This window comes from Methanosarcina acetivorans C2A (genome assembly GCF_000007345.1).
GTDB lineage: Archaea > Halobacteriota > Methanosarcinia > Methanosarcinales > Methanosarcinaceae > Methanosarcina > Methanosarcina acetivorans.
This window is the reverse complement of record NC_003552.1, coordinates 4,152,959-4,175,463: the sequence shown is the minus strand read 5'-3', so window position 1 is coordinate 4,175,463 and position 22,505 is coordinate 4,152,959. Positions and strand designations below refer to the sequence as shown.

The following is a 22,505-nucleotide window of genomic DNA, read 5'->3' as shown; positions in this document are numbered from 1 at the left end:
CGGATGAACTTACTGATCTTTCATTCAAGACTTTAGATAAGATCGGTACGGTTAAGCCGTTTCCGATTTTCCTATGTTTTTCTCCTATTCAATTTTTTGTTCCAAGTTATGAGTTACAGGTCCGTTTCGGGCGGCTAACTATAATTAAAAGTTCAGGGTTTCAGGGCTTCATCTCATAGGAAGTGGGCCCGTCTTTATAATTGGTTAAGGCCAGCCATTTCGAACTATACCCGATATTCTGAGGTTCTTGGTTTTCAGGAAGGTTACAGTAGCCGTCGGAATATTTGGCAATCAGAGCATGTCCCAGCTTATGCCACTGTTTTACAACTTCGTTTGCGTTTTCCTTTCCAAGCCTGGTAAGTAAATCCCTGGCTTCCAGGTCACTTTTTCCCCTGCAGCATTCGTCCCACTGGAGAATCGTTTTCTGGACTTCCTCGGTTTCAATTTTTTGCTGCAGCGGCAGAATATCCACTCTGGTCATGCGCTGGTAATTCAATCTGGCCCAGTTGGATACAAAATCAAAGGCCCACCAGGCTGTTTTCGGGTCAAATACTTGAGGGTCCCCACTCTGGTATCGTTCAGGCAATTCCAGAGCCTGTGCGGCGAAGGGAACAAAACAGGTGGTATAGGACACATCCGGGCCGAACCAGCAAAGCCCCTTGCTTGCTTCAGGGATTTCCGGGGTTTTGGGCCTGAGCTGGTTGACATATGTATAACCCTGATAGAAGATGGAGATCGGTCTTTCCCAGGCGCCGTACATGTGCTCATTCTCCGTAACATTATTCTGGTTCCCATCGTACGGGCCGACGAAACGATTGGGATCACCGTAAGGTCCGGCAGCTACACCCCGGGTCAGGTCAAATTGCGTCCCTTCGTAATGATCTCTGTACAGGGCAAAGACATCCTGAAGGGTAAGCGGGCACTTTGGTTTTATTGAAAAGGGATAATCGATAGCATAACTCCCATCTTTGACGTCTTTAAAACCCCTGGTTACCCAGGGGCTTAGAGCCAGATCGGGGTTGACCCGGTCAAGAACTCTCCAGACACGGCGCAGTGAATAATAAGGATGGTTATATTCTCCATTACTTACCGAGGAAAGCCAGTCCAGTGGACCGTCCTCCGGGTTCCACCAGCCCAGATTTTTCAGTCCGGGTTTTAGCAATTCGGAACAGATAATGTCTCTCCTATTATCCTCGATCTGGCGAATTCGAAACTCGTTGGCTGCTACAAAAACCTCTCCGTCAGGGACCTGCTGGGCCACCCAGGCGGAATGGTATTGTTCATCCGGCAGGGCGCACATTTCAAAAACCCAGGCTTCATCTTCATCGGCTACCAGCAGTGTTTCTCCGGTTGAGTAATAGCCATATTTATCGAGGAGTTTCCCCATAAGTTCGACGGCTTCCCTGGCTTTATTACAGCGTTCCAGTGCAACTCTTGATAGTTCCTGGCTGTAAAAGAGCCGGATATGTTTGCTATTTTTTTCAGCTTCTTCGGCGCTTACGTGAGCAGGCTGGTATTTGGCGCCATTGGTACACTCCCCCATCATCAGGTTATGTTCGTTCATGATCCCGTAGTTGCCGTCAAAATAAGCATATGTATGCCTCACCTGAGGAATGTAGCCGATCGGCCCGGTCAGATCCGGAACCGGATTAGGAGACTGTGAAACGTGGTGAGTGGCAGGTTCATAGTTCGGCCCTCTTTCATATGTTACTAACCGGGGATAGCGATAGTGTTCCTCAAACACCTGTCGCATTGCTCCCTGTTCATGGTCCTGAGCCGGGACATAAATAATCCTCTGATCTCCCAGTTCATCATCGTCGGAATGAGCTACTATCATCGACCCATCCTTGCTCGCTCCTCTGGTAATAATTAAAGTTGTACACACGGTATCCGCCCCATTTTATTTTGCAGTGTTTCCGAGCCTCTCCCGAAATCTATCACGTTTTCAGCCACAGGGTTTCTGGAATTGTTTTTCAGGATCAGTTCTTCAGTGCATTGCTCAACTTTATAACAATAGTAATTAATTTCAACTTTTCAGAAGTAGGTTGGCTTTTTCTCCCTATAACACTTTCTATAAATTTTTACACAAATTGACTGAAAAAACTAATTTTTAGTCCGGACAGGGAATATACAATGAGCTTAAGTTTCATCTGAAATCGTTGGCGGAATTGTGCAGGGTTTCAAAAGAAGTCAGAATATTTCCACTGCCGGATGTAGACGACAACCGATCGCCATATGTTAGTTATGTCATCGATTTCTTAAAGACAAAAAACGAAATGTAACAAAAGTAACGGTAGAATACGAGTTCCAAAAGGATGGAAATACAATGTTAAAAATTTGCTGAAATATCACGACGATAATTCTAATAAAGACGAATATAATTCCAATAGCACACTTATTCGTGATCGGCAACTCAAATTACCATAAACTGCTGTAACTCAAATTTTTCATAATTACTGATAGAACAGAGCACCCAAATATCGAATGGGTTTTGTACAGATCCTTTAACCTGTCCAAAACCTATATAACTCAGCTGATTTGAATAAGCTGAATAGTACTATTCAAAATACTGTTCATACTGTTAAAAAACCTGCTCAGTAAATTCAGTATTCCGGTCTGGTATACTCTCTGGTACGCTGGCTTTCCAGACGTTCGATTTCTCTGGTAACTTCATCAGGAGTGTTATACTCTATTTCAGGTATCCCTTTCAGGAGATCCAGAACATCACTCTCTACCGACTTTCCTGTAGCAAACCTGATAATGTCTCTCTTGGTTGCAGGATATCCGATACCCCTGCCGGTTATAAATTCCGTAACATCACTCTGACTTCTTTTGATAAGTTCACCTCCAAAGAGTCGGGTAGCTATTACCTCTCCCACGTGGCTGTCTACCCTCGAGTTTGTATTATATTGTTAATTATATAAAAATGATTCAACCCAAACATTTCCTGGAGGATAATTAGCAGGTTCTGGACATTATCTGAATGAAAGTCCCCAACGTTTGAAACGAGAAAAATGGCATTGGTATTTAATTATAGTTATATATTATGAAAACCTATATTTCTGCATGAACTGCCCAAGATGCAAAAGTTCCAATCACACAAAAAACGGTATAGTTTGTGGACGTCAACGCTACAAATGCCACGATTGTGGATATAACTATTCAGTCGAGCTAAAATCAACTGCTAGTTCTCCTTTAGTTAAGAGACAGGCTTTGCAACTTTATCTTGAGGGATTAGGATTTCGTTCAATAGGACGATTTTTAGGGGTAAGTCATGTTTCTGTCCAAAAATGGATAAAGAAATTTGGTCAGGAGATAGAGGAGCTAAAAAGCGAAAATGAGATATCTATTGTTGAACTGGATGAGATGCACACTTACATCGGTAACAAAAAAAATATTGCTGGATCTGGATTGCTGTTGATAGAGTTGGGAAAAAATTCATCAACTGCTCTTTTGGTAGCAGAGGAACGAAAACTGGACAACTACTCTGGGAAAAATTAAAGAAGAAAGAGATTGGAGAAGTGATGACTGATCACTGGAGGGCATATGCAGAGTTTATTCCTGAAACCATTCATACTCAATCCAAAGCAGAAACGTATACAGTTGAAGGATATAACGGCATACTAAGGCACTTTCTGGCAAGGTTGAGACGAAAGACAAAGTGTTATACGAAGAGTCTTGAAATGCTAAAGTACTCTGTTCTTCTATTGATGAAACACAGAAATAAAGAGTTATCTATATTTAATTAACAATCCCGAAACGAGAAAAATTAAAGAAAAAAACATAGGAAAACTCCAATATTAAAGAAAAGAACATAGGAAAACTCCAATAGAGAAAAAATCCAGCAGAAAAAATTCCAGTAGAGGAAAAATCCTCCATAAACAGCCTTTCAAACCAAATCATCTGAAAACTTAGTCCACTATCCCTCCCGTATTTGCGGAGTGGACAGCACGCTGATACCTGGCGAGGTAACCTGTAATTTCTGTTTTCGGAGGCACAAAGGAAGCTTTTCGCTGCTTAAGTTCTTCTTCGGAAATCTTCAGGTTCAGGGCTCTTTCGGGAATATTGATTTCGATAAGGTCTCCGTCTTTCACAAGAGCAATAGGCCCTCCGTCACTGGCTTCTGGCGAGACGTGCCCGATGCAGGGTCCGCGAGTCCCGCCGGAGAAACGTCCGTCAGTTACCAGGGCTACAGATTCTAAAAGTCCCCTTCCTCCAAGTGCAGCTGTAGCCGCAAGCATTTCCCTCATCCCTGGTCCTCCCTTGGGGCCTTCGTACCGGATAACGACAATGTCTCCGGGCTTGACATCCCCTGCAAGGATGCTCTTCATGGCATCTTCCTCACAGTCGTACACTTTTGCAGGGCCTGTGTAGACGTGCATTTTCGGATCAACTGCCGCTTGTTTAACAACCGAGCCGTCGGGAGCAAGGCTGCCTTTGAGGACTGCAATTCCTCCTTCGGCATGGATTGGGTTTTCGAGGGTTGTAATGATCTCCGCATTCAGCTTCGGGTTAACTATTTCAAGCTCGTCCAGGTTTTCCCCGATAGTTTTGCCGTTGACTGTAAGCTGGTCAAGGTGGAGTTTTGAAGCAAGTCTCTGCATAACAGCCTCGACTCCGCCTGCTCTGTCAAAGTGCAGTATGAAATTGGGGCCTCCGGGTCTGAGGGAGATCAGATGCGGTGTTTTTCTGCTCAGTTCGTCAAAGGCTTCAAGAGGCAGCCCAAGACCGAATTCATGGGCAAGGGCAGGAAGGTGCAGGGTTGTGTTTGTGCTTCCTCCGACTGCCATATCAACCATTATGGCATTTTCAAAGGACTTCTGAGTAACAATCTTCCTCGGGGTCAGGTTCTCTTTTACAAGCTCAACAATACGCTCTCCGGATTCCTTGGCAATAAGAATCTTTTTTGCGTCCACTGCATGGGCGGTTGCACAGCCGGGAAGACTCAACCCGAGGGCTTCGGTCATGCAGGCCATTGTGTTTGCGGTAAACATCCCGGCACAGGAACCTGCTCCTGCACAGGAAAGGTTCTCAAGCCTTTTAAACTCGGTTTCGGAAATTTTGCCGGCACTGTAGGCTCCGACCCCCTCCGAGACTGAAATTAAATCCCTGTAATTATCATCAACATATCCGGGGAGCATCGGCCCTCCGGTTACAACAATTGCAGGGATATCAAGCCTGCCTGCTGCCATCAGGTGCCCGGGCACAATTTTGTCGCAGGATGGGATAAGGACCATTCCGTCAAACTGGTGGGCTTTAACCATGAGTTCAATTGTGTCTTCAATAATTTCCCTGCTTGGAAGAGAGTATTTCATACCTTCGTGTCCCATTGCGATTCCATCGCAAACCCCTACGGTATGAAACTCAAAAGGAACTCCTCCGGCATTCCTGATCCCGGCCTTTACAGCCTCAGCAAGTTTATTCAAATGCATATGGCCGGGAATTATATCATTCCAGGAATTGACGACTGCAATAAACGGTTTCTTCATTTCCGAATCTGTAACTCCAGTCGCTTTCAGAAGGGAACGGTTGGGAGCTCGTTCAGGTCCCTCTTTGATGATATCGCTTCTCATGTTTAATCTCCATAGAATTTCACTTAAAAGTTAAAAATCATAATATATATACGACTTACGGATTTGAGACAAAGTCAGAGAGTAGATGTATTCTCGATAAAAAAGAGTGTCCGAACGTTGAGAAACTGGCCGGCCGAAAGTAGAAGTGAGACTGCAAATGCGATATCAGAACTCTCAAAGTTATCTATTGCAGGTTCATATCTATTGCAAGTTCAGAAGATCTTTTTTGGAGTGGGGACGCGGACATATCCCGTTGCTTGCAGTGAGGTGCGCCAGCGAAATTTTGAATTCTCGAAAACAGGAGCTGGTGCGTTCCGGAAAATCTGTTTTGAAGTGCAAATCAAAGCTGAATGTCCGTAAATACTATATTCCTTCGGTTGCAGAACTTATTCCACAGATTATTCAAATCGAGCAAATATTTCCTGTAGCAATCAATTGCTTTGATCGCAGCCTGAAATCATCAGAAATTTCAACACGAAAGGAGGATAAGCCTTGAAAATTGCAGTTGTGGAAAACGAGAACCAGCAAACGAGTTCAATCTTTGAACCGGGATTCATTGCAGTATACGAAGAAGACGGTGTGGAATGGAAGGTCCTGAACCGTTTCGAAAATCAAGTTTGCAACGCGAGAGGCATGGCCGCAGTTCGTATGGCTGTGGGGGATGCCATAAAGCAGCTTGGTGATGTAAAAGTGGTGGTTGCAAGTGAAATCCCGGGAATTGCTTCCGGAACTTTTCAGGCAGCAGGCTTTGACATCTTCCTCGTGGACAGTAAGGTGCTGGATGTCCTTGATTTGATCAAAAAAGACATGCTTGAGACAATTGAGAAGAGGCAGGAAGAGCCCCGCAAGTTCGACATCACGGAATTTCTGGAACCCGGTGAGAACAGAGGGGATTTTTCGATTAATATAGAAGATATCATGTTTAAATTTCCGGACCTGACTTCAAAGAAAATTCTTATCCCCTATCTAAAAAACGGGGAATTCAACAGGCTTGATGTCATTTGCGGCCATATGCCGAAATGGTTTGTCACAGATTTGGGTGCCATGGGGTTCGAATACGAAACTGTGAACGAATCGACGAATAGAAAGACCGTTAGAGTGGTGCGTGCGCAAACTCCGTGAAAGAAAAGTTTGTCCAGAAACTGAAAGTACAAATTCGGTTTTATATGTGTAGGTTTTCAGTATAAATTTATCTATAAATACAAATTTATCTATAGATATAATTTATTTATATGTGTGAATTTATCTGGATCCTCTGCATGCTTTTAACAGGAATTTTCCATACCTTTTTTTCGGCTTAGTGATCGAAGAAAGGGAGAAGTAATTCGTATTTAACAGAGTTTTTTGGTGAAACCGGAAGATAGGTAAATTATATTATTGATCAGGGAAAGTAATAACATAATGGCTATAATGGGTGGAAGGGAAACAGGAAGGGGACCCCTGCAGCTTGACATAGGTATAGTTGTATCAGGTCTTGGGGGAAATTCCAATCAGGAAAGGAACCAGTTCAATGGCCTTTTTTCCTTTTCTGGTATCGATTTTGGACTTTACATCGGACCATCATATAATCCGTTTCAGACTATAGGGCCCAGTATCGGTATTGGTCTGGTCATAGGTTCCAACGGTTTTCTGGCTGCAAAATTGGGAATACATTTCAGGAGAGCATTTGGTCTGGGTATGTTGTTTCCTATAGTTCCGGTTTATGGTGTAAGCGGAGCGAGTTTTTTAGCCGCTTTGCCTGTTTCGGAAGGAGCCAAAGCCGCAGCAACTATCCCGTTACTGATGGTGCCAGCAGCTGTTGTATACCAGGAAAATATCAAGGAATTACGCAGACAGGGAACGGAAATTTTAATGAAGCTGAGATCGTACATTTCAGGAAAACGTACTTTTTGACGCTGATTTTTATGTTGAGATAACCTTTGAAGCTTCTGAGATAGCTTTGAAGCTTCTGAGATAGCCTGGAAGTTCTCCTCCAGCGCTTTATCTTCAAAATCCTTAAATTCTTACTAATTATTTTTTTCTTCAACACTGAAGTTTATAATAAATTCGGTTCCGTGCTCTCTTTCCAGCTTTATTTTACCGTCTAATTGGTCCACCAGAATATTTACAAGCTGCAAACCAAGGGTTTCTGGGTTCTTAATATCGATTTCTTCGGGAATGCCAATTCCATCATCTGAAACTATGAGCGTGTATCCGGTACTTTTTCCTGGAATTCTCTCTTTAGCAAGTTCTTCCTTAGCAAGTTCCTCTTCAGCAAGTTCCTCTTCAGCAAGTTTTTCTTTGATTAGCTTCTCCATGCTAAGCTTCCTTTTACTATTCGGCTCATTTCCAGCCTCTTCGCTAAAGAGCTTAATTTGAATTATACCTTTGTTCCTGCCTGAAAATGCATGTTTTAAGGAATTTGAAACGAGTTCATTAACAATTATCCCTAACGGAACCGCAGTATCCATATCAAAGAAGATGTTTTCTTTCAGGTCAAGGTTTAAACTTATATCGATGTTTCCAAGAGTGTAGGTTCGGAAAAGATTTTTGACAAGTCTCTGCAGGTATATTGGGAAATTCAATGTATCGGTGGTTTTTCCTTCCTCTTCGTGCAGTTCCTCGTGGATAAGGGCAATAGATGTCACCCTGTCCTGGCTCTCTTTGAAGGCTTCAAGAACTTCCGAATCCCGAATATGCTCTTTATTGTTGAATTTTCCAGCCTGAAGATCCAGGAGTGAAGAAATTACCTGCAGGTTATTCTTGATCCTGTGATGAATTTCCTTCTGGCGTGCTATCTGGATCTTATCGAGGGTTCTTTCAGCCTCTTTTCGCTCGGTGATGTCGGTGAACATGCTCAGAGAGCCCATGAACCTTCCATCCTTATCGAAAAGAGATTTAACATTTATAAGCACCCACAAGGGTAAGCCATCTTTACGTATTAATTTCAATTCGTAACTCTCATTGATGCCCTGCTGCCTACTTTCCAGGCTAAGCTTGGCAAGAGCCTTGCTTTCGTCACTGATAAATTCCCATACAGGTCTGCCAATACCTTCTTCCAGACTGTACCCGATCATATCCGTTACTTTTTTATTTGCATAAGTGATTACGGCTTCATTATTAATTATGAATATGCCTTCGTTTGCGGTCTCCACAATGTTGCGATATTTTTCCTCACTTTCTCGAAGTCTTTCTTCTGCTCTTTTTCTTTCGGTAATATCTCTATAAATAACCGAAACAGCAGCGAGTTTTCCATACATATCAAAAACTGGAGAAAGCGTTATTGAAACATTTATTATCGTACTATCCTTTCTTAACCGTAAAGTCTCATATTGCTGGATTACTTCTCCCTGTTTAACCAGTTTGACTAATTCTTTTTTCTCCCCGGCTAATATGGATGGCTCCAGTACGGACATCGGCTTTCCAAGAATTTCCTTAGCCGAATAACCATAAATTCGCTCTGCCCCTTTGTTCCAGCTAGTGATAATACCGTCAAGGGATTCGGTTATAATAGCATCATTTGAAGATTCCACTATGTTTGCAAGGCTCTGAATCTTTTCTTCGGCTTTTTTATATTCTGTAATGTCCTGAACTGTTCCCTTCGCTCGAACTGGCTTATTCCGCTCATCAAAAGTAACTTCGCCCTGTGAATGAACTATACGCTCTACCCCGTCAGCCGCAATTATCCTGAAATCAATACTGTAGGGTTTTCCATACAGAACTTTTTTAATAGTATTATTCACATAATCCCGATCATCGGGGTGTACGTAACTTAAAAACATGTTATACGTTATCTTGAATTCTTGAGGACTAAGACCATAAATGCGATAAGCTTCATCAGACCAGTATATTTCATCAGTTGCAATATCCCGATCCCAACTTCCGAGATGAGCCATTTTCTGAGCTTCAGAGAGCCTTCTTTCACTTTCCTTCAACGAATTATACGACTTTTCAAGCTCTGCTGTACGTTCTTTGATTTTTTCTTCAAGGTCTTTATGAATTTTCATTAGAGCTTCTTCGGCCCGTTTGCGTTCGGTAGTCTCCACCGTTATGTTCAGGACACCAACCCTGCCGGAGGTATCCGGCGGGAGCGCTGAGTAGAAAATATTGAAGAACCTGTCCTCCAGCGGATCGTTGGAATTCCGTCTGATGGGTACTGGCACGTCCGTGGCGTAGTAAGGCTCACCTGTCTCCATGACCCTCCTGATTATCGACATGTGCGGTTCGATAGCCTCCGGCCATACCTCAGCATAGGTCTTTCCGAGGAACTGCTTTCCCGGCGCGAACACGTGATAGGCAGGGTTAGCCAACTCGTAAACGAGGTCGGGGCCTCGCCAGACACAGATTCCTACAGGAGAGTTCTCGACCACGGTCTCGAAGCGCTTGCAAGCTTCGTCCACCTCCCTCAGCAGTTTTTTTCGTTCTTCCTCAGCCTGTTTGAGTTCGGTAATGTCGGTTTGCACCCCGTCCCAGATAGTTCGACCGTCGGGAAGCCGGCGAGGATGAGAGTGCAGTCTCATCCAGCGCACCTGACCGTCGGGCCGCAGCATGGGTATTTCCATATCGAAGTCCGACAGTTCGCGGGCGCTGCGTGCCTCGGCTTCGACGAGCTGTTCGAAATACGTCTGAGGGATTTGCCGGTGTAGCGTGCCCGGATCGCTAAGCACATCTGATACTTTAATGCCGTTGAGCCGCTCTATGCCTGCGCTGATGTACAGGAAGCGAACACTGCCATCGAGCTCATGGGTATATTGATAGACTGCACTGTCCAGCAGATTATCGCTCAGGAGGCGAAGCCTTTCCTCGCTGACGCGCAGAGCCTCTTCAGCTCGTTCCCGCTCTTTTTCTTCTCTTTTTCTATGCAAAGCTTGCATTATGGCAGGTGCGATTGCTTCCAGATCCTCCTGCTGCTCGTAGCTATAACCGCCTTCACGGTTTGCGACAGAAATCATACCCACAGTTTTTCCTTCCAGAATAAGAGGCACGCTTAGAAATGATGTGAGTGGGGGATAGCCTTGGGGGAGGACGATGCTATCGGGATGGGACAGTGGTTCGTTGGTAAAAAACCCTGTTCCACTATCAACAACGCGTCCATAAAGGCCATGAAAAATGAAATTTCCTGGAAGGCGGTGGTGTCCGGTCTTGTCGTACATTTTGCACTGAGCCAGTCCCATGTCGCTGATTGCAATGTCATGTAATAACCCATCAGTTCCCACTATACCAACAAAACCTATCTGGCTGTCGGTCATGTCTATAGCTACGGATAAACAGGCAATACCCAGCTCTTCTTCTGTCTTTGCCTGGATTACAATGCTGAAGATCCTGTTAATCCCTTCAAGAACACTATTGTATCTGCGTATTCTGTGATCATCTTGCTTGTGCTCGGTATTGCAGATATCAATCACCATTATTTCTGGATAAATGTGGATATCATAGACAAATTGTCATTTATCTAAAGATATAGCTCATTGATCTTAAGTGCGAATAATTATCCCGTATCCTACTTTCGGCAGGTAACTTGATTTTTTCCAAGTATTTTTATTGATAGCGTTTTTGTGGGAAAACACGTTTTCTTCCACATTAAACATTACTGCAAAAATGGTTCGTTACTTATATAGGGAGTAAGATTTGAGTCATATGTTAACCAGCGTCAAGTATATTACAAATTTGCAGAATGTTTAAAAAACAATATCAGCAAAAATATTTAATTCATAATGTCGACCTGCCGAATATAAGCCGTATTCTCTCGTACTTGAAAACTATATCAAATGGAGCACAAAATGGCAGTAAAATGCGGTGATGATAAAAGAAGGTTGGGTATTCGGAAAGGACGTAGACACCGCATTTACATTGAATGTAAGAAAAATAAGTGGTGATGAAGACCAGGTATCCCTGAGTCGGCTCAGTACCTAGCTTAGGAGGTAGCCGAGTACTTTTCAGACTTTATTCTGGAGTATCAACTGAAAGGGACTTCATATTTGAGATATAAAAGCACGTATAATAGATTTTATATTTTTTTCTTCAGATTCAATAGATTTTATGTTTTTTTCTTCAGACTCGATAGATTCTGTGGTTTTTTCTTCCGATTCTTCTAAAGAAATTGGTAAAGTATATCCGGCACCGATGCAGGGAGAGTTCGGTTTCAAGCAGTAATCATGTTCATTCTGGTTTACGAAGAGCGGATCTGCATAGATATCAGTGGTTGATGTGCAGTTCGGGTAGTTACCTGCAGAGTTATTGTACAGACAGTTATTTTCCAGTACAAAGCTGTGTGTTTCCGGGAAGTTATCAATAACTCCATAACCTGTTCCTTCTGGACTGTACTTGCGTTTTAAAGTATTTGTTATAATGTTGTTGCGCACTATGGTCGTATAATTCCCATCTATACCTTTTGGAGTAAAGTCAGTGTCATAACGCGAGCCAGTTGGGTACGTATACACAACAGCAGCGTTATAATTCGCATCAAACACATTGTTTTCTATGAGGGTATCATAAAATCCGCTTGTTACTATACCGCCCAGCCAATCATAGGTCCGATGCGTTCCACAGCCATAGAATATGTTGTGGTGTATGTGAACATTCTGTGCCTCAGTTTTTGAGTATGGCTCACCGAATGCTATAAGCCAGATCCCTGGACCATATGTATCATAAATAGTGTTGTTATATACCTCTATATCGTTCATCGGCTGAGCTTCGGATGTTCTAATATACTGTATCTGAATCCCCGGACCTCCTGCATCATCCTCGAATTCGGTGTAAATAATGTTATCATGGAATTTTACATGGTTTGAGTTCCAGATTCTCAGTGCAGAATTTGTCTTACATCTCATGTTATTATTCCATGCTTCTATATTCTGACATTCGATTGCATAAAGGCCGTCATGACCAAGCTTGTAAATTCGGTTGTCGTGATATTTTATGTTTTTGCTGTCTTTTATTTTCAGCCCGTCCCCGTGGCTGTCATGCATGTACATATTACAAACATGTATGTTGTCACAGTTAATGAAATAGATTAGATTATAGTATCCATCTCCTCTCATTTTTTCGGTATTTCCTTCATAGTTTCCATCGATCTCAAATCCAGTTATAGTGATATTCTGGTTTCCAAAGCTACTCATCTGAGTTATCAGCGGTCTTTGATGCAGCCAATCTGCGTTGTCTTTAAGCTTTATCACGGCTGTAGGGTCCCCTTCCAGGGTCGTGTCGCTCCCGATGAGAATTTTGTCTGAGATCACGTAAGTGTTGGGGCCTTTCAAATAAACGGTAGTGAATTCAGGATTTTTTGCCACATAAGCGAGGGCTTTATTGATTTCTATCTGGTCATCAATCCCATCACAATTGAAGTCCCCTTTTCCGTCTCCGGCCACATAAACCGTTTCATTTGGTATGGAATTTGACTGTATAAGGTTTGCTTGTGTGAGGTTTGCTTGTGTAAAATTTGGCTGTGTGAGGTTTGAAGGTGTAAGGTTTGATTGTGTGAAGCTTGATTGTGTGAAGTTTGATTGTGTGAAGTTTGATTGTGTGAAGTTTGACGAGCTAAGGTTTGATTGTGTGAAATTTGACTGTGTATAGTTTGATGGTATTGATGAAGAGTATGACTGCATGGTGAAAAGAACGAACATTCCCAGTAAAATCAAAAAAAGAAAAATTAAAATGGAAACTCCTATTTTTTCCATTATTTTCAGTATGGATCCAGGACTTTTTTCATTCATTTTACCACCTACTTCTAAATATACGCCTACTCTCAAAAAGATCCTTAAACAAAATTATTAACCAACCAAGATTAAATAAAAACACTATTAATATTATAAACAGATCAAACAATTATTATGCTTAAGCTTTTCATTAAATTACCTGAAGCCATATAATGTTTACTTAATTGTACTTTCAAACAGTATACTTAATTCCGTATATTAAGAAGTTCCAAAGTATAGTTCAAAAGTATGTGAAAAAAAGAAACCCGGGTTGAACTTGAACGGATTTGAAAAAGTCTTAAAAGAGCTCATAGTTGTAACAAAACAAGACAAAAAATGCTGAATAAAAGAACAAGCTGTTGTAAAAAAAGGGGACATAAAAAATGCTGAACAACTTGTTATTGAAACAAGATCGAGAAAGAAGACCTGTTTTATGTTTCCAGGGATTTTAAATATCAAGCAGCATTTTTAGCCAATTTTTGGACCGGATTTATCCCTGATGGAATTACAATGCCCGTGTCAAAGAAAATGTCCTTTTCAATATCCTTGTTATATGCTTTTTACGGTTTCTTCTTCTTTCTTACGTTTAGTAATATAACGTTGGACATCTAATTAATCTTTTAAGATATCCAATTACTCTTTTAATGATAGCAGGCCAATACTTTCATCTTTGATGCTATCGGGATCGCAAAAGCAAAGGTGCTCCCTTCTCCTTGTTCGCTCCTGAACCATACGTAACCTCCATGCAGGTTAACAATCTGTTTGACCAGGGAGAGACCAAGCCCGGTACCCTGGAATTTTTTTGAAGGGAAGGAGTTTACCTGGCTGAAAGGCTTGAATAGTTTGTGCTGATCTTCGGCCTTTATTCCGATTCCGGCGTCCGTAACCGTTATTTCAACCAGATTGCCATTTTTTCTTGCTCCTATTTTTACAAGGCTGTTTTCATAAGAAAATTTTATAGCATTGTCTACAAGGTTATACATTATCCGGGTAAACTTCTCCTCATCGGCACAGATCTTCGTAAGCTCAGTATCCATATCGATTTCAATATCAATATTTTTTTTATCTGCTACGGGATACAGAACGTTTCGTATCAGCTCAAGCTTGGTAGCAAGGTCAAATTCTCTATAATTAAGCTCCATTTTATTTGCTTCTATTTTTGAAAGATCCAGGATACCGTTGATCAGATTCAGAAGATGCTTCCCACTGCTAGAGATATTTCCTATGGCTCTTAGTTGTTTTCGATTCAACTCTCCGTATGCCTGCTCATAAAGCATGTCAGAGAAACCTATTATTGAGTTAAGGGGGGTTCTAAGTTCGTGACTCATATTTGCCAGAAAATCATTCTTTGTACGGTTTGCAATTTCAGCCATTTGCTTTTCATGAAGCAGGTTTTCCGAGATTTTCTTTTCCGTAATATCTCCGGCAATATTACTGATAGCAACGAGCTTTCCAGATACATCAAAAACCGGAGAGAGAGTTACTGAAATATTTAATATTGTTCCGTCCTTTTTCAACCGTAAAGTTTCGTGGTTCTGAACTTTTTTTCCCTGCTTAACCCTGTCAACTAATTGCTTTATTTCCCCTTTAAGATTGTCTGATTCGAGTATGGACATGTTCTTGCCCATAACTTCTTCAGCCAGATAACCATAAACCTGCTCTGCTCCTTTATTCCAGCTGGTAATAATACCATCAAGAGATTCGGTTATAATAGCATCGTTCGATGATTCGACAACATTTGCAAGTGTCTGAATTTTTTCTTCGGCTTTTTTAAGTTCGGTAATATCACGGGCTGCAGCAAAAACCCCGATAACTTTCCCGGTTTCATCCCTATAAACCGACGCATTATACAAAACCGGCGTTAAATGTCCACATTTGTGTAGAATTTCTAATGGATAGTTTCGGACAAGTCCATTCTGGAACACGTGTTGATATCCTTCTCTGGCTTTCTCAGGCTCGGTAAAATAATCTAAAAAATCAGTCCCGATTAACTCGTTACGAGAATAACCGGTAATGGATTCCGTAGAGTTATTTACATCGGTTATTTTACCATCCGGACCAATAGTTACAAGCGGGTCTATGCTTGCCTCAATCAGACTACGGTTATACGCATTAGCCAGTTTCAGTGCTTTCTCAGCTCTTTTATACTCGGTGACATCACGAGCTGCAGCAAAAATCCCGATAACTTCCCAGTCTTTGTCCCGATATACGGATGCATTATACAATACGGGTGTAATATGCCCGTCTCTGTGCTGAATTTCCAGAGCGTAATCCCGCACCAGTCCTTCCCTGAATACCTGTTTATATCCTTCCTTAGCTTTTTCAGGCTCGGTGAAATAATCAGAGAAATCGGTTCCAATCAACTCACTTCTTAAATGACCCGTAACCAGCTCAGTGGCTTTGTTTACATCTGTTATTTTCCCGTCAGGACCAATAGTGACCAGAGGATCGAGGCTGGCTTCAATCAGACTGCGGTTATATGCATTAGCCAGTTCCAGCGCTTTTTCAACTTTTTTTCTCTCAGTGATATCTTGGACTACTCCATTCATCCTGAAAGGCACATTTCCTTCCCCAAAAATAACTTCACCCTGTTCATGGACTATCCGTTCTTCTCCACCGGCCAGGATAATCCTATGATCAATGCTGTAAGGTTTTCCGTCCAGAGCTCCTTTTACGGCATTTTCCACACTCTCACTATCGTCTGGGTGCACGTAACTCAAAAATGTATCGTAAGTTGCCACAAATTCCTGAGGAGTGCACCCGAAAATCCGATAAATTTCATCCGACCAGTATAATTCATCGGTCACAATGTTCCAGTTCCAGTTTCCAAGATGAGCTATTTTTTGAGCTTCTGCAAGACCTTTTTCACTTTCTTTTAATGATCTGTAAGCCTTTTCGAGCTGAGTTGTCCGATCTTCAACCAGTTCTTCTAAATTGTCGAGTGTTTCTTTCAGCCTAATTTCTGCTTCTTTTATGTCTGCGATGTCACGGGAAATGGCAAGAACGGAAGTAACTTCCCCGTCAACAAACTCAGGCACTATTCGCGTATTAAAATAGTATTTTTTTCCTTGAGGTGACGTATATTCAAATTCCATTGTTTCGGGCTTTCCTATGGCAAAAACCTTTTCATGGTGTTCTTCCCAGAACTTTATCTGCTCAGGATCTCTTCCCAGTTCACTGTGAGTTTTGCCAATCACTTTTTCCTGAGGGTGGTCATAAATTTCCACAGACACTGGATTAATATACAGGTGGCGGTTCTGTCTGTCAAAACGAGCAATCAGGTCAGGAGAGTTTTCAGCCAACGTGCGGAATTCATTCTCACTTCTTATCAGTGCTTCTTCAGCCTGCTTGCGTTCACTGATGTCATGGGCAACATGAACGCTCCCAATGAGTTTTCCTTCGGAATCATGAAGAGGTGAGGTGCTTACCAGGAAATAGCCTCCGAGACAGTCCTCGCAGACCTCTGTTGTGTGTTCTATTCCGTCTTTAAGCAACTGCCTGTGCGGACAAAAAGAAGGGGGTTCGTTCGTCCCATGAATGGCACGATAACAGGTTAGCCCCACACACTCTTCCGGTGTCACTCCCAATTTTGCCGCCATGGCCCTGTTTGCACGGACGACTTTGTATTCGGTGTCGATTATGGCTATCAGGTCCGGCACGGCATCAAAGGTATATTTCCAATCTTTTGCGGCTTGAAGAGCGGTTTCTTCTGCTCTTTTGCGTTTTGAGCTCTCGATCTGCTCCCATTTTTCTTCCCTTTTAATCAGGGCAAACTGGTGGTTGATTACCACGTCTACTATTTCAGTTGAATTACACTTCTCAAGGCAATAAGTACACAGTGCTATCATACGGTAATTACCGATAACTCTGTCCACTTCTTCTTCATAATCAACAAAATCATTCCAATCCTTTTTTTCCAGCCAGAAGGTGTTCCCTGTCAATCTCAAACCGTCATAGCCATTGGCCAGGGCTTTATTGAGTTTTTCGATCCACCCGTTCAATACTCTTTCCGAATCGAAAGAACCTTCCTGTACATACCAGTGAGTGTAGGGAATAATCTCTATCTGCCCTTTCCCAAGGTAAGTATCAAGGTCGGGAACAGCTCTTCTAAGGGCTTCTTTTGCATCTTTCATATCCAGAGGTTGCGATGTAACCCACATGCAGAACTCATTGTTTTCCAGCCCTGCTTTTAAGTAAGGGACGAGTACATCCATCAAATCTTCTTTTGTCTGGTAAAACTGGCAGAAGTGCGTCCCCCAGGGAATATCCCCAATTATATCAATCCCGGACGTCCTCAGTTTTCCTTTCCCAAAAATAACTTCACCCTGTTCATGGACTATCCATTCTTCTCCACCGGCCAGGGCAATTCTGTGGTCAGTGCTGTAAGGTTTTCCGTTCAGAGCTCCATTTACGGCGTTGTTCACATAATTCACATAATCTTGATCTTCCGGGTGCATGTAACTCAAAAATGTATCGTAGGTTGCCCCAAATTCCTGAGGGGTGCACCCGAAAATCCGATAGATTTCATCAGACCAGTATAATTCATCTGTCACAATATTCCAGTTCCGGTTTCCAGGATGAGCTATTTTTTGAGCTTCTGCAAGATCTTTTTCACTTTCTTTCAATGACCTGTAAGCCTTTTCAAGCTGAGTTGTCCGATCTTCAACCAGTTCTTCTAAATTGTCGCGTGTTTCTTTCAGCCTGGTCTTTGCTTCTTTTATGTCAGTGATATCGTGGGAAATAGCAAGAACGGAAGCGACCTCGCCGTCAACGAACTCAGGTACTATTCGTGTATTAAAACGGTATTCTTTTCCCTGGGGTGATATGTATCCGAGTTTTTCTTCCGATTTGCTCATGGCTTCTTCGGAGTGTTTGTATTCGAGAAGCCTGGCCCTCAACTCTCCGTTTGATTTTTCCAGCTCAGCAATCCGTCCTTTCAGCCGGCTCTCCAGTTCGTCGGCAGCTACGCTTTTAGAAGTAATCATAAGACCCCAACCCTGCCCTTAAATTGGGCATATTAATACTTCAATTAAACCCCTTTTACCTGATCTTTTAAATTCTGCCTTCCTTACATTCGTAAAGTCACTTTAGCCACATTTATGAGACTTATCATATATTAATTTTTAATATGGTCATTAAAAATAGTATTTATAATAAATAATATATATTCGATCTATTATATATACAGAAAATTTAAAACGTCAGATAAGGATTACATAATTAAGCAAAAGAGACGTAAAAGATTCCTTATGAAAAGGATGCGTTAAAGATCGCTTAAAGTAATTTATCTCCGCAATAGATGAGAATTTTAAAATTTTGTCCTCTCTTTATATTTGACGGCCTTTTCTCCTTCCTGAAAAAAGTTTCTATCTAACATTGTCTTCAGAACCAACCATAGCTATATATCATTGTTCTCCAAAATAGCCATTTGTGACCACGGAAGAAACTGTTCGGGCGAAGATCTTTGTATCCGGGAGGGTACAGGGCGTTGGTTTTCGAAGGTTTGCAAAAAACGCTGCCGAACGTTTTGGAGTGGACTGCAACCCTATAAACCTCAGGGACGGAAGGGTTTTTGTTCTCGCGGAAGGCAGACAGGAATCTCTTGAGCTTCTCATCAATGAACTTCGGAAAGGGCCTACTTTTGCTCACGTAGAATACGTTGATGTTACTTTTGAAAAAGCCCTGGGGAACGTGTACGAACTTTCCTGAAATCAAAATGATCTTTTTGAATCAAATGATTTTTTAATAAAGTTACCTTCTTGAATCTTTATAACCTGTTGTTTTTGCTTTTTTTATCGGTTGCTTTCGAAGGCAGGTGTCGTGCTTTTCAGATCGCATCGGATGTTCGGGAAATTTCCCGTCCTCGGGATTTCCTGCGGGTTCGCGTTCATAGGGTTCGGCTTTAACAAGGACATAGGTATAGGGCCCAAAGGCTTTTTTCAGGTTATGTTCCACGTGGATGGAAATCCGGTTTGCCTCTCCTATGTCCAGGGCATTATCAACTTTAATGCGGACATCCACAGCAATGTTATTTCCTATCCTCCGGGTCTTGAGGTTCGAGACGGCTTTCACTCCTTCGGTATTCCGGATGATCTCCCTGATCTGACCTTCGGTTTCTTCGTCAAGGGAGGCTTCTATGAGTTCGTTTATGCTGCTGCGGAATATCTTCAGGGCGACATTCAGGATGATGAAGCTCAGGAAGACCGCCATAAGAGGGTCGAGAACAACCCATTTTCCTCCCAGGAAGATTGCAGCCCCGATCCCTGCCAGAGTGCAGAGCGAGGACAAAGCATCCGAACGGTGGTGCCAGGCGTTCGCAGTTAGAGCCATACTGTTGATTTTCCTGGCCTGCAGGATTGTATAATGGTACATGAACTCTTTTGAGATTACGGACAGCAGGGCTGCATAAAGAGCAATAAGAGCTGGCTGCTCAAGGTTTCCTCCCTGGGCAAACAACAGAGTCCGCCGGAGTCCGTAAAGTAAAATCTGCCCGGCAACCACAAGAAGCATGAGCCCTACAAGGCTTGCACTGAGGGTTTCAATTTTTCCGTGGCCGTAGTTGTGGCTTTCATCCACCGGCTTTTTTGCGACCTTGAAGCCAAAGATCACCACAATGTCAGTCAGAAAATCCGAAAGAGAATGGACAGCGTCTGCGACCATTGCTGTACTGTTCCCAAGAATTCCTGCAAACAACTTGAAAAGAGTTAGCCCGAGGTTCACAAAGAGCCCGACGCCTGTAACCTGAACAGCCTTCTCAAACCTTTCTTCATGTTCCATTTTTGGCCACTTCCGCTAAGGAAATCAATTTTTCGGGCTTTCTGTCTTCTCTGTGGTTCTGCAGGTTCTTTCTACCAGAACCATGAATGTCAGGCACAGCCGGGTTGAACTGTACAGCCCGTGTTTACTATACAGCCCGGGTCAGGGTTTTCATCTTCTATGGCTACTCAGGAAGCCAGGGAGTTTCATCTTTTTCAAGCAAATCCGTTTCAGACAGTCTCAGATTGGCTCTATGATATTCGCCCAATAATTTTTGCTCAATAGAGATATAATAAATATTTATCTATAAACTATATTAAATATATCTTATTAGTAAAACTGTAAAATTTATATTATACCCTACTTTCGGCAGGTAACTTGATTTTTTCCAAGTATTTTTATTGATAGCGTTTTTGTGGGAAAACACGTTTTCTTCCACATTAAACATTACTGCAAAAATGGTTCGTTACTTATATAGGGAGTAAGATTTGAGTCATATGTTAACCAGCTTCAAGTATATTACAAATTTGCAGAATGTTTAAAAAACAATATCAGCAAAAATATTTAATTCATAATGTCGACCTGCCGAATATAAGTTATACCTTTTTTTATCCATTCTGATCATCTTTACACTTTTCTTCAACTTTATAGTTTGTAAAAACGATGACATCAGCTGAGCTGGAACTTTTATTCTGAAATTTTAACCGGGGATCCATAAATCTTAGCCCGGGAACTGATATTTCAATTTTTCAGAATAGCTTTGTAGGGCTTGAGGTTTCTTAAGAGCCCTGAAACTTCTTAAAAGCTTGAGACTTTTTAAAAACCCGGAGGCATTTTAAAAGCCTTCAGCGGCTCTTCAGCCTTTTTTCAGAATTTTCATGATGATAAAAAACCCTGCAAGGTTTATTATTCCTATAAGAAGATATCCTATAAGGTAACTTGATTTCCTGCCAAAAAGCGAATTTTCTTCTCCTAAAACCCCTGCAGAGCTGATTCCTTCTTTTGATTCCACCGATGGGTATTCGCTTTTCTCTTTCCCGGTCCCTTCTTCACCGAAACTAATTACTGAGTCTGTTTCAAGAAAAACTTCCTTTTCCTTTGCTTCCAGGCTCTTTCCGGAATCAAGCTCAGCCCTGATCGTATAGGATTTATCAGACTCAAGTCCGAGGAAAACAAACCTGTCATCATTTCCTGCGGTTTCGAGAATCTTTCCGTCTTTCCTGAGTTCTACGGTTCCTTTTTCCGGAAGTGTGACTTTAATGTTTACGTGACCTGTAAGCAGGATCTGTTCTCCTTTGGCAAACCTTGGCCTTTCAGGGATATCAAGAATTCCGAGCAGGGTTGGTGCAAAGTCCTCCTGTCTGAATTCTCCTCTGATGATCCTGCTCTCAACGTCCTGCGCATATATTATGAGCGGGACCAGCTGCGCTTCATCCGAACCCGAGTATTTTTCTGACTGGTGCCCCCCTTTGGAATCGTCTGCCGAAAAAGCCATCCCGTGATCTGCGGTCAGGACAAAAGCAAGGTTGTTTTTCTCACAGAGGGTGTAGAGGGGTAAAAGTTCGGAATCAAGGCTTTCGATGCAGTCGATATATCCGTAGTTGCCCCTGTAGTGCCCGCTCATATCAACTGCTCCCACATTGACGGTTAGCAGATATTTTTGTCCGGGCCTGTTTTTTTCCATGTATTCCACAACAGTGCAGGCGGTTTCAATGCCCCACCTGTTATACCCGTTATACCGCTCCCTTGTCTCTTTTGAGGTGACATATCCCGGAGCCTTTCCAGCTTCCTCTTCCATCAACTGCAAAAGCCCGGAAGGAACCGTATAATCTCCGGAATGTTCGTTCTGCTCAAGCACGATTTTCATGTTTTTTACAGAGTTATTTTCATCCCTGAGAACCGCATCCTGTTCGGCGCAGATCGACCAAGAATCTCCTTTTTCCATTACCGCAATGCATAGGTAGCCCTCGTCGTGTAAAACATCAAAAATATTTGCGTCTTTAAAGCTGATGAACTCGCTATCTGCATCCGGATTTCCGGTAACAAGGACTGAATGACCTCCTTCGGTAAAAGTCTGCGGAGCGCGTAGCTCGAGGACCCGTGCACTTTTCTTGCTAATCTCCGGAATATTCTCAAGCCTGGCTTTTTCAAGGTTTGTCCCGTCAAGTGCATGCGGCGTAAGCTCGGGATAGATGAAGGGGGCGCTCAAACCGTCCACGATCAGCACGACTGCCCCGTCGGGGGTGTTAACAGGGGTTACCTCGACTTCGGTAAGTGCGGATGCAGGAACTGGAAAAGTCGCAGAAAAGATTAGCAGCACCGCAAGTAAAGCCAGAATTGAAAATGGTTTGAAGTTTCGTGTTCCGGGCATCATTGTAAATTATTTTATACACATCCGCTATAAAGAATTTGCCTTAAAGAGTTTTTCCCAAAGAATGTGTTTTTTAGAAAAATTCTGTTACAGGTTCGCTTTCTTCTCAATCCTGTGAGGTCTGGTTTGAGA

Annotated in this window: 12 protein-coding genes; 4 read left to right on the top strand and 8 right to left on the bottom strand. The window is 42.4% G+C overall.

All coding sequences use genetic code 11. The features are described from left to right. Nucleotides 1-160 precede the first annotated feature (160 nt). Together MA_RS17625 and MA_RS17620 are read right to left on the bottom strand one after the other, a co-directional pair. Nucleotides 161-1,885: a dipeptidase gene (locus MA_RS17625; protein WP_011023304.1), complete on the bottom strand. Its 1,725-nt coding sequence runs from the start codon at nt 1,883-1,885 to the stop codon at nt 161-163. A gap of 718 nt (nt 1,886-2,603) precedes the next feature. Next, nucleotides 2,604-2,879: a DUF2795 domain-containing protein gene (locus MA_RS17620; protein WP_011023303.1), complete on the bottom strand. Its 276-nt coding sequence runs from the start codon at nt 2,877-2,879 to the stop codon at nt 2,604-2,606. Nucleotides 2,880-3,066: 187 nt separating this feature from the next. Between MA_RS17620 and MA_RS25840 the strand changes: the two genes are divergently transcribed. Then, nucleotides 3,067-3,749 (top strand): IS1-like element ISMac16 family transposase gene (locus MA_RS25840; RefSeq protein ID WP_085984861.1). Its coding sequence is split into 2 segments (ribosomal slippage): nt 3,067-3,387 and nt 3,390-3,749, totalling 681 coding nucleotides; the frame shifts between segments, so codons are not numbered across the junction. A 162-nt stretch (nt 3,750-3,911) separates the two neighbouring features. Here the strand turns inward: MA_RS25840 and ilvD are convergent. Then, on the bottom strand, nt 3,912-5,573 hold the full coding sequence (gene ilvD, locus MA_RS17605) for a dihydroxy-acid dehydratase (protein WP_011023301.1): 1,662 nt from the start codon (nt 5,571-5,573) through the stop codon (nt 3,912-3,914). Nucleotides 5,574-6,065: 492 nt separating this feature from the next. On the opposite strand from ilvD, the gene anfO reads away from it, so the two are divergent. Together anfO and MA_RS17590 are read left to right on the top strand one after the other, a co-directional pair. Continuing rightward, nucleotides 6,066-6,695 carry a Fe-only nitrogenase accessory protein AnfO gene (gene anfO / locus MA_RS17595; RefSeq protein WP_011023300.1) on the top strand — a complete coding sequence of 210 codons (630 nt, stop codon included), beginning with the start codon at nt 6,066-6,068 and terminating at the stop codon, nt 6,693-6,695. Nucleotides 6,696-6,974: 279 nt separating this feature from the next. Continuing rightward, entirely contained in the window at nt 6,975-7,466 is a 492-nt protein-coding gene (locus MA_RS17590; RefSeq protein WP_226990643.1) for a hypothetical protein, read from the top strand. Between the two features lie 113 nt (nt 7,467-7,579). On the opposite strand, the gene MA_RS24765 is transcribed toward MA_RS17590, so the two are convergent. From MA_RS24765 to MA_RS25835, 3 genes are all read right to left on the bottom strand, one after another. Next, on the bottom strand, nt 7,580-10,960 hold the full coding sequence (locus MA_RS24765; protein WP_011023298.1) for a PAS domain S-box protein: 3,381 nt from the start codon (nt 10,958-10,960) through the stop codon (nt 7,580-7,582). 564 nt (nt 10,961-11,524) lie between these two features. Further along, nucleotides 11,525-13,264, bottom strand: a complete 1,740-nt coding sequence (locus MA_RS17580; protein ID WP_157860302.1) for a pentapeptide repeat-containing protein — start codon at nt 13,262-13,264, stop codon at nt 11,525-11,527. Between the two features lie 623 nt (nt 13,265-13,887). Further along, nucleotides 13,888-18,231: a PAS domain S-box protein gene (locus MA_RS25835; RefSeq protein ID WP_011023296.1), complete on the bottom strand. Its 4,344-nt coding sequence runs from the start codon at nt 18,229-18,231 to the stop codon at nt 13,888-13,890. 445 nt (nt 18,232-18,676) lie between these two features. Between MA_RS25835 and MA_RS17570 the strand changes: the two genes are divergently transcribed. Beyond that, complete coding sequence (locus MA_RS17570; protein ID WP_011023295.1) at nt 18,677-18,955, top strand: acylphosphatase; 279 nt, start codon at nt 18,677-18,679, stop codon at nt 18,953-18,955. Between the two features lie 42 nt (nt 18,956-18,997). On the opposite strand, the gene MA_RS17565 is transcribed toward MA_RS17570, so the two are convergent. Both MA_RS17565 and MA_RS17560 read right to left on the bottom strand, forming a co-directional pair. Then, entirely contained in the window at nt 18,998-20,023 is a 1,026-nt protein-coding gene (locus MA_RS17565; RefSeq protein WP_011023294.1) for a cation diffusion facilitator family transporter, read from the bottom strand. 835 nt (nt 20,024-20,858) lie between these two features. Beyond that, the gene (locus tag MA_RS17560; RefSeq protein ID WP_048065684.1) at nt 20,859-22,376 is read right to left on the bottom strand and encodes a 2,3-bisphosphoglycerate-independent phosphoglycerate mutase; all 1,518 of its coding nucleotides are present in this window, start codon (nt 22,374-22,376) and stop codon (nt 20,859-20,861) included. Between the last annotated feature and the right edge of the window lie 129 nt (nt 22,377-22,505).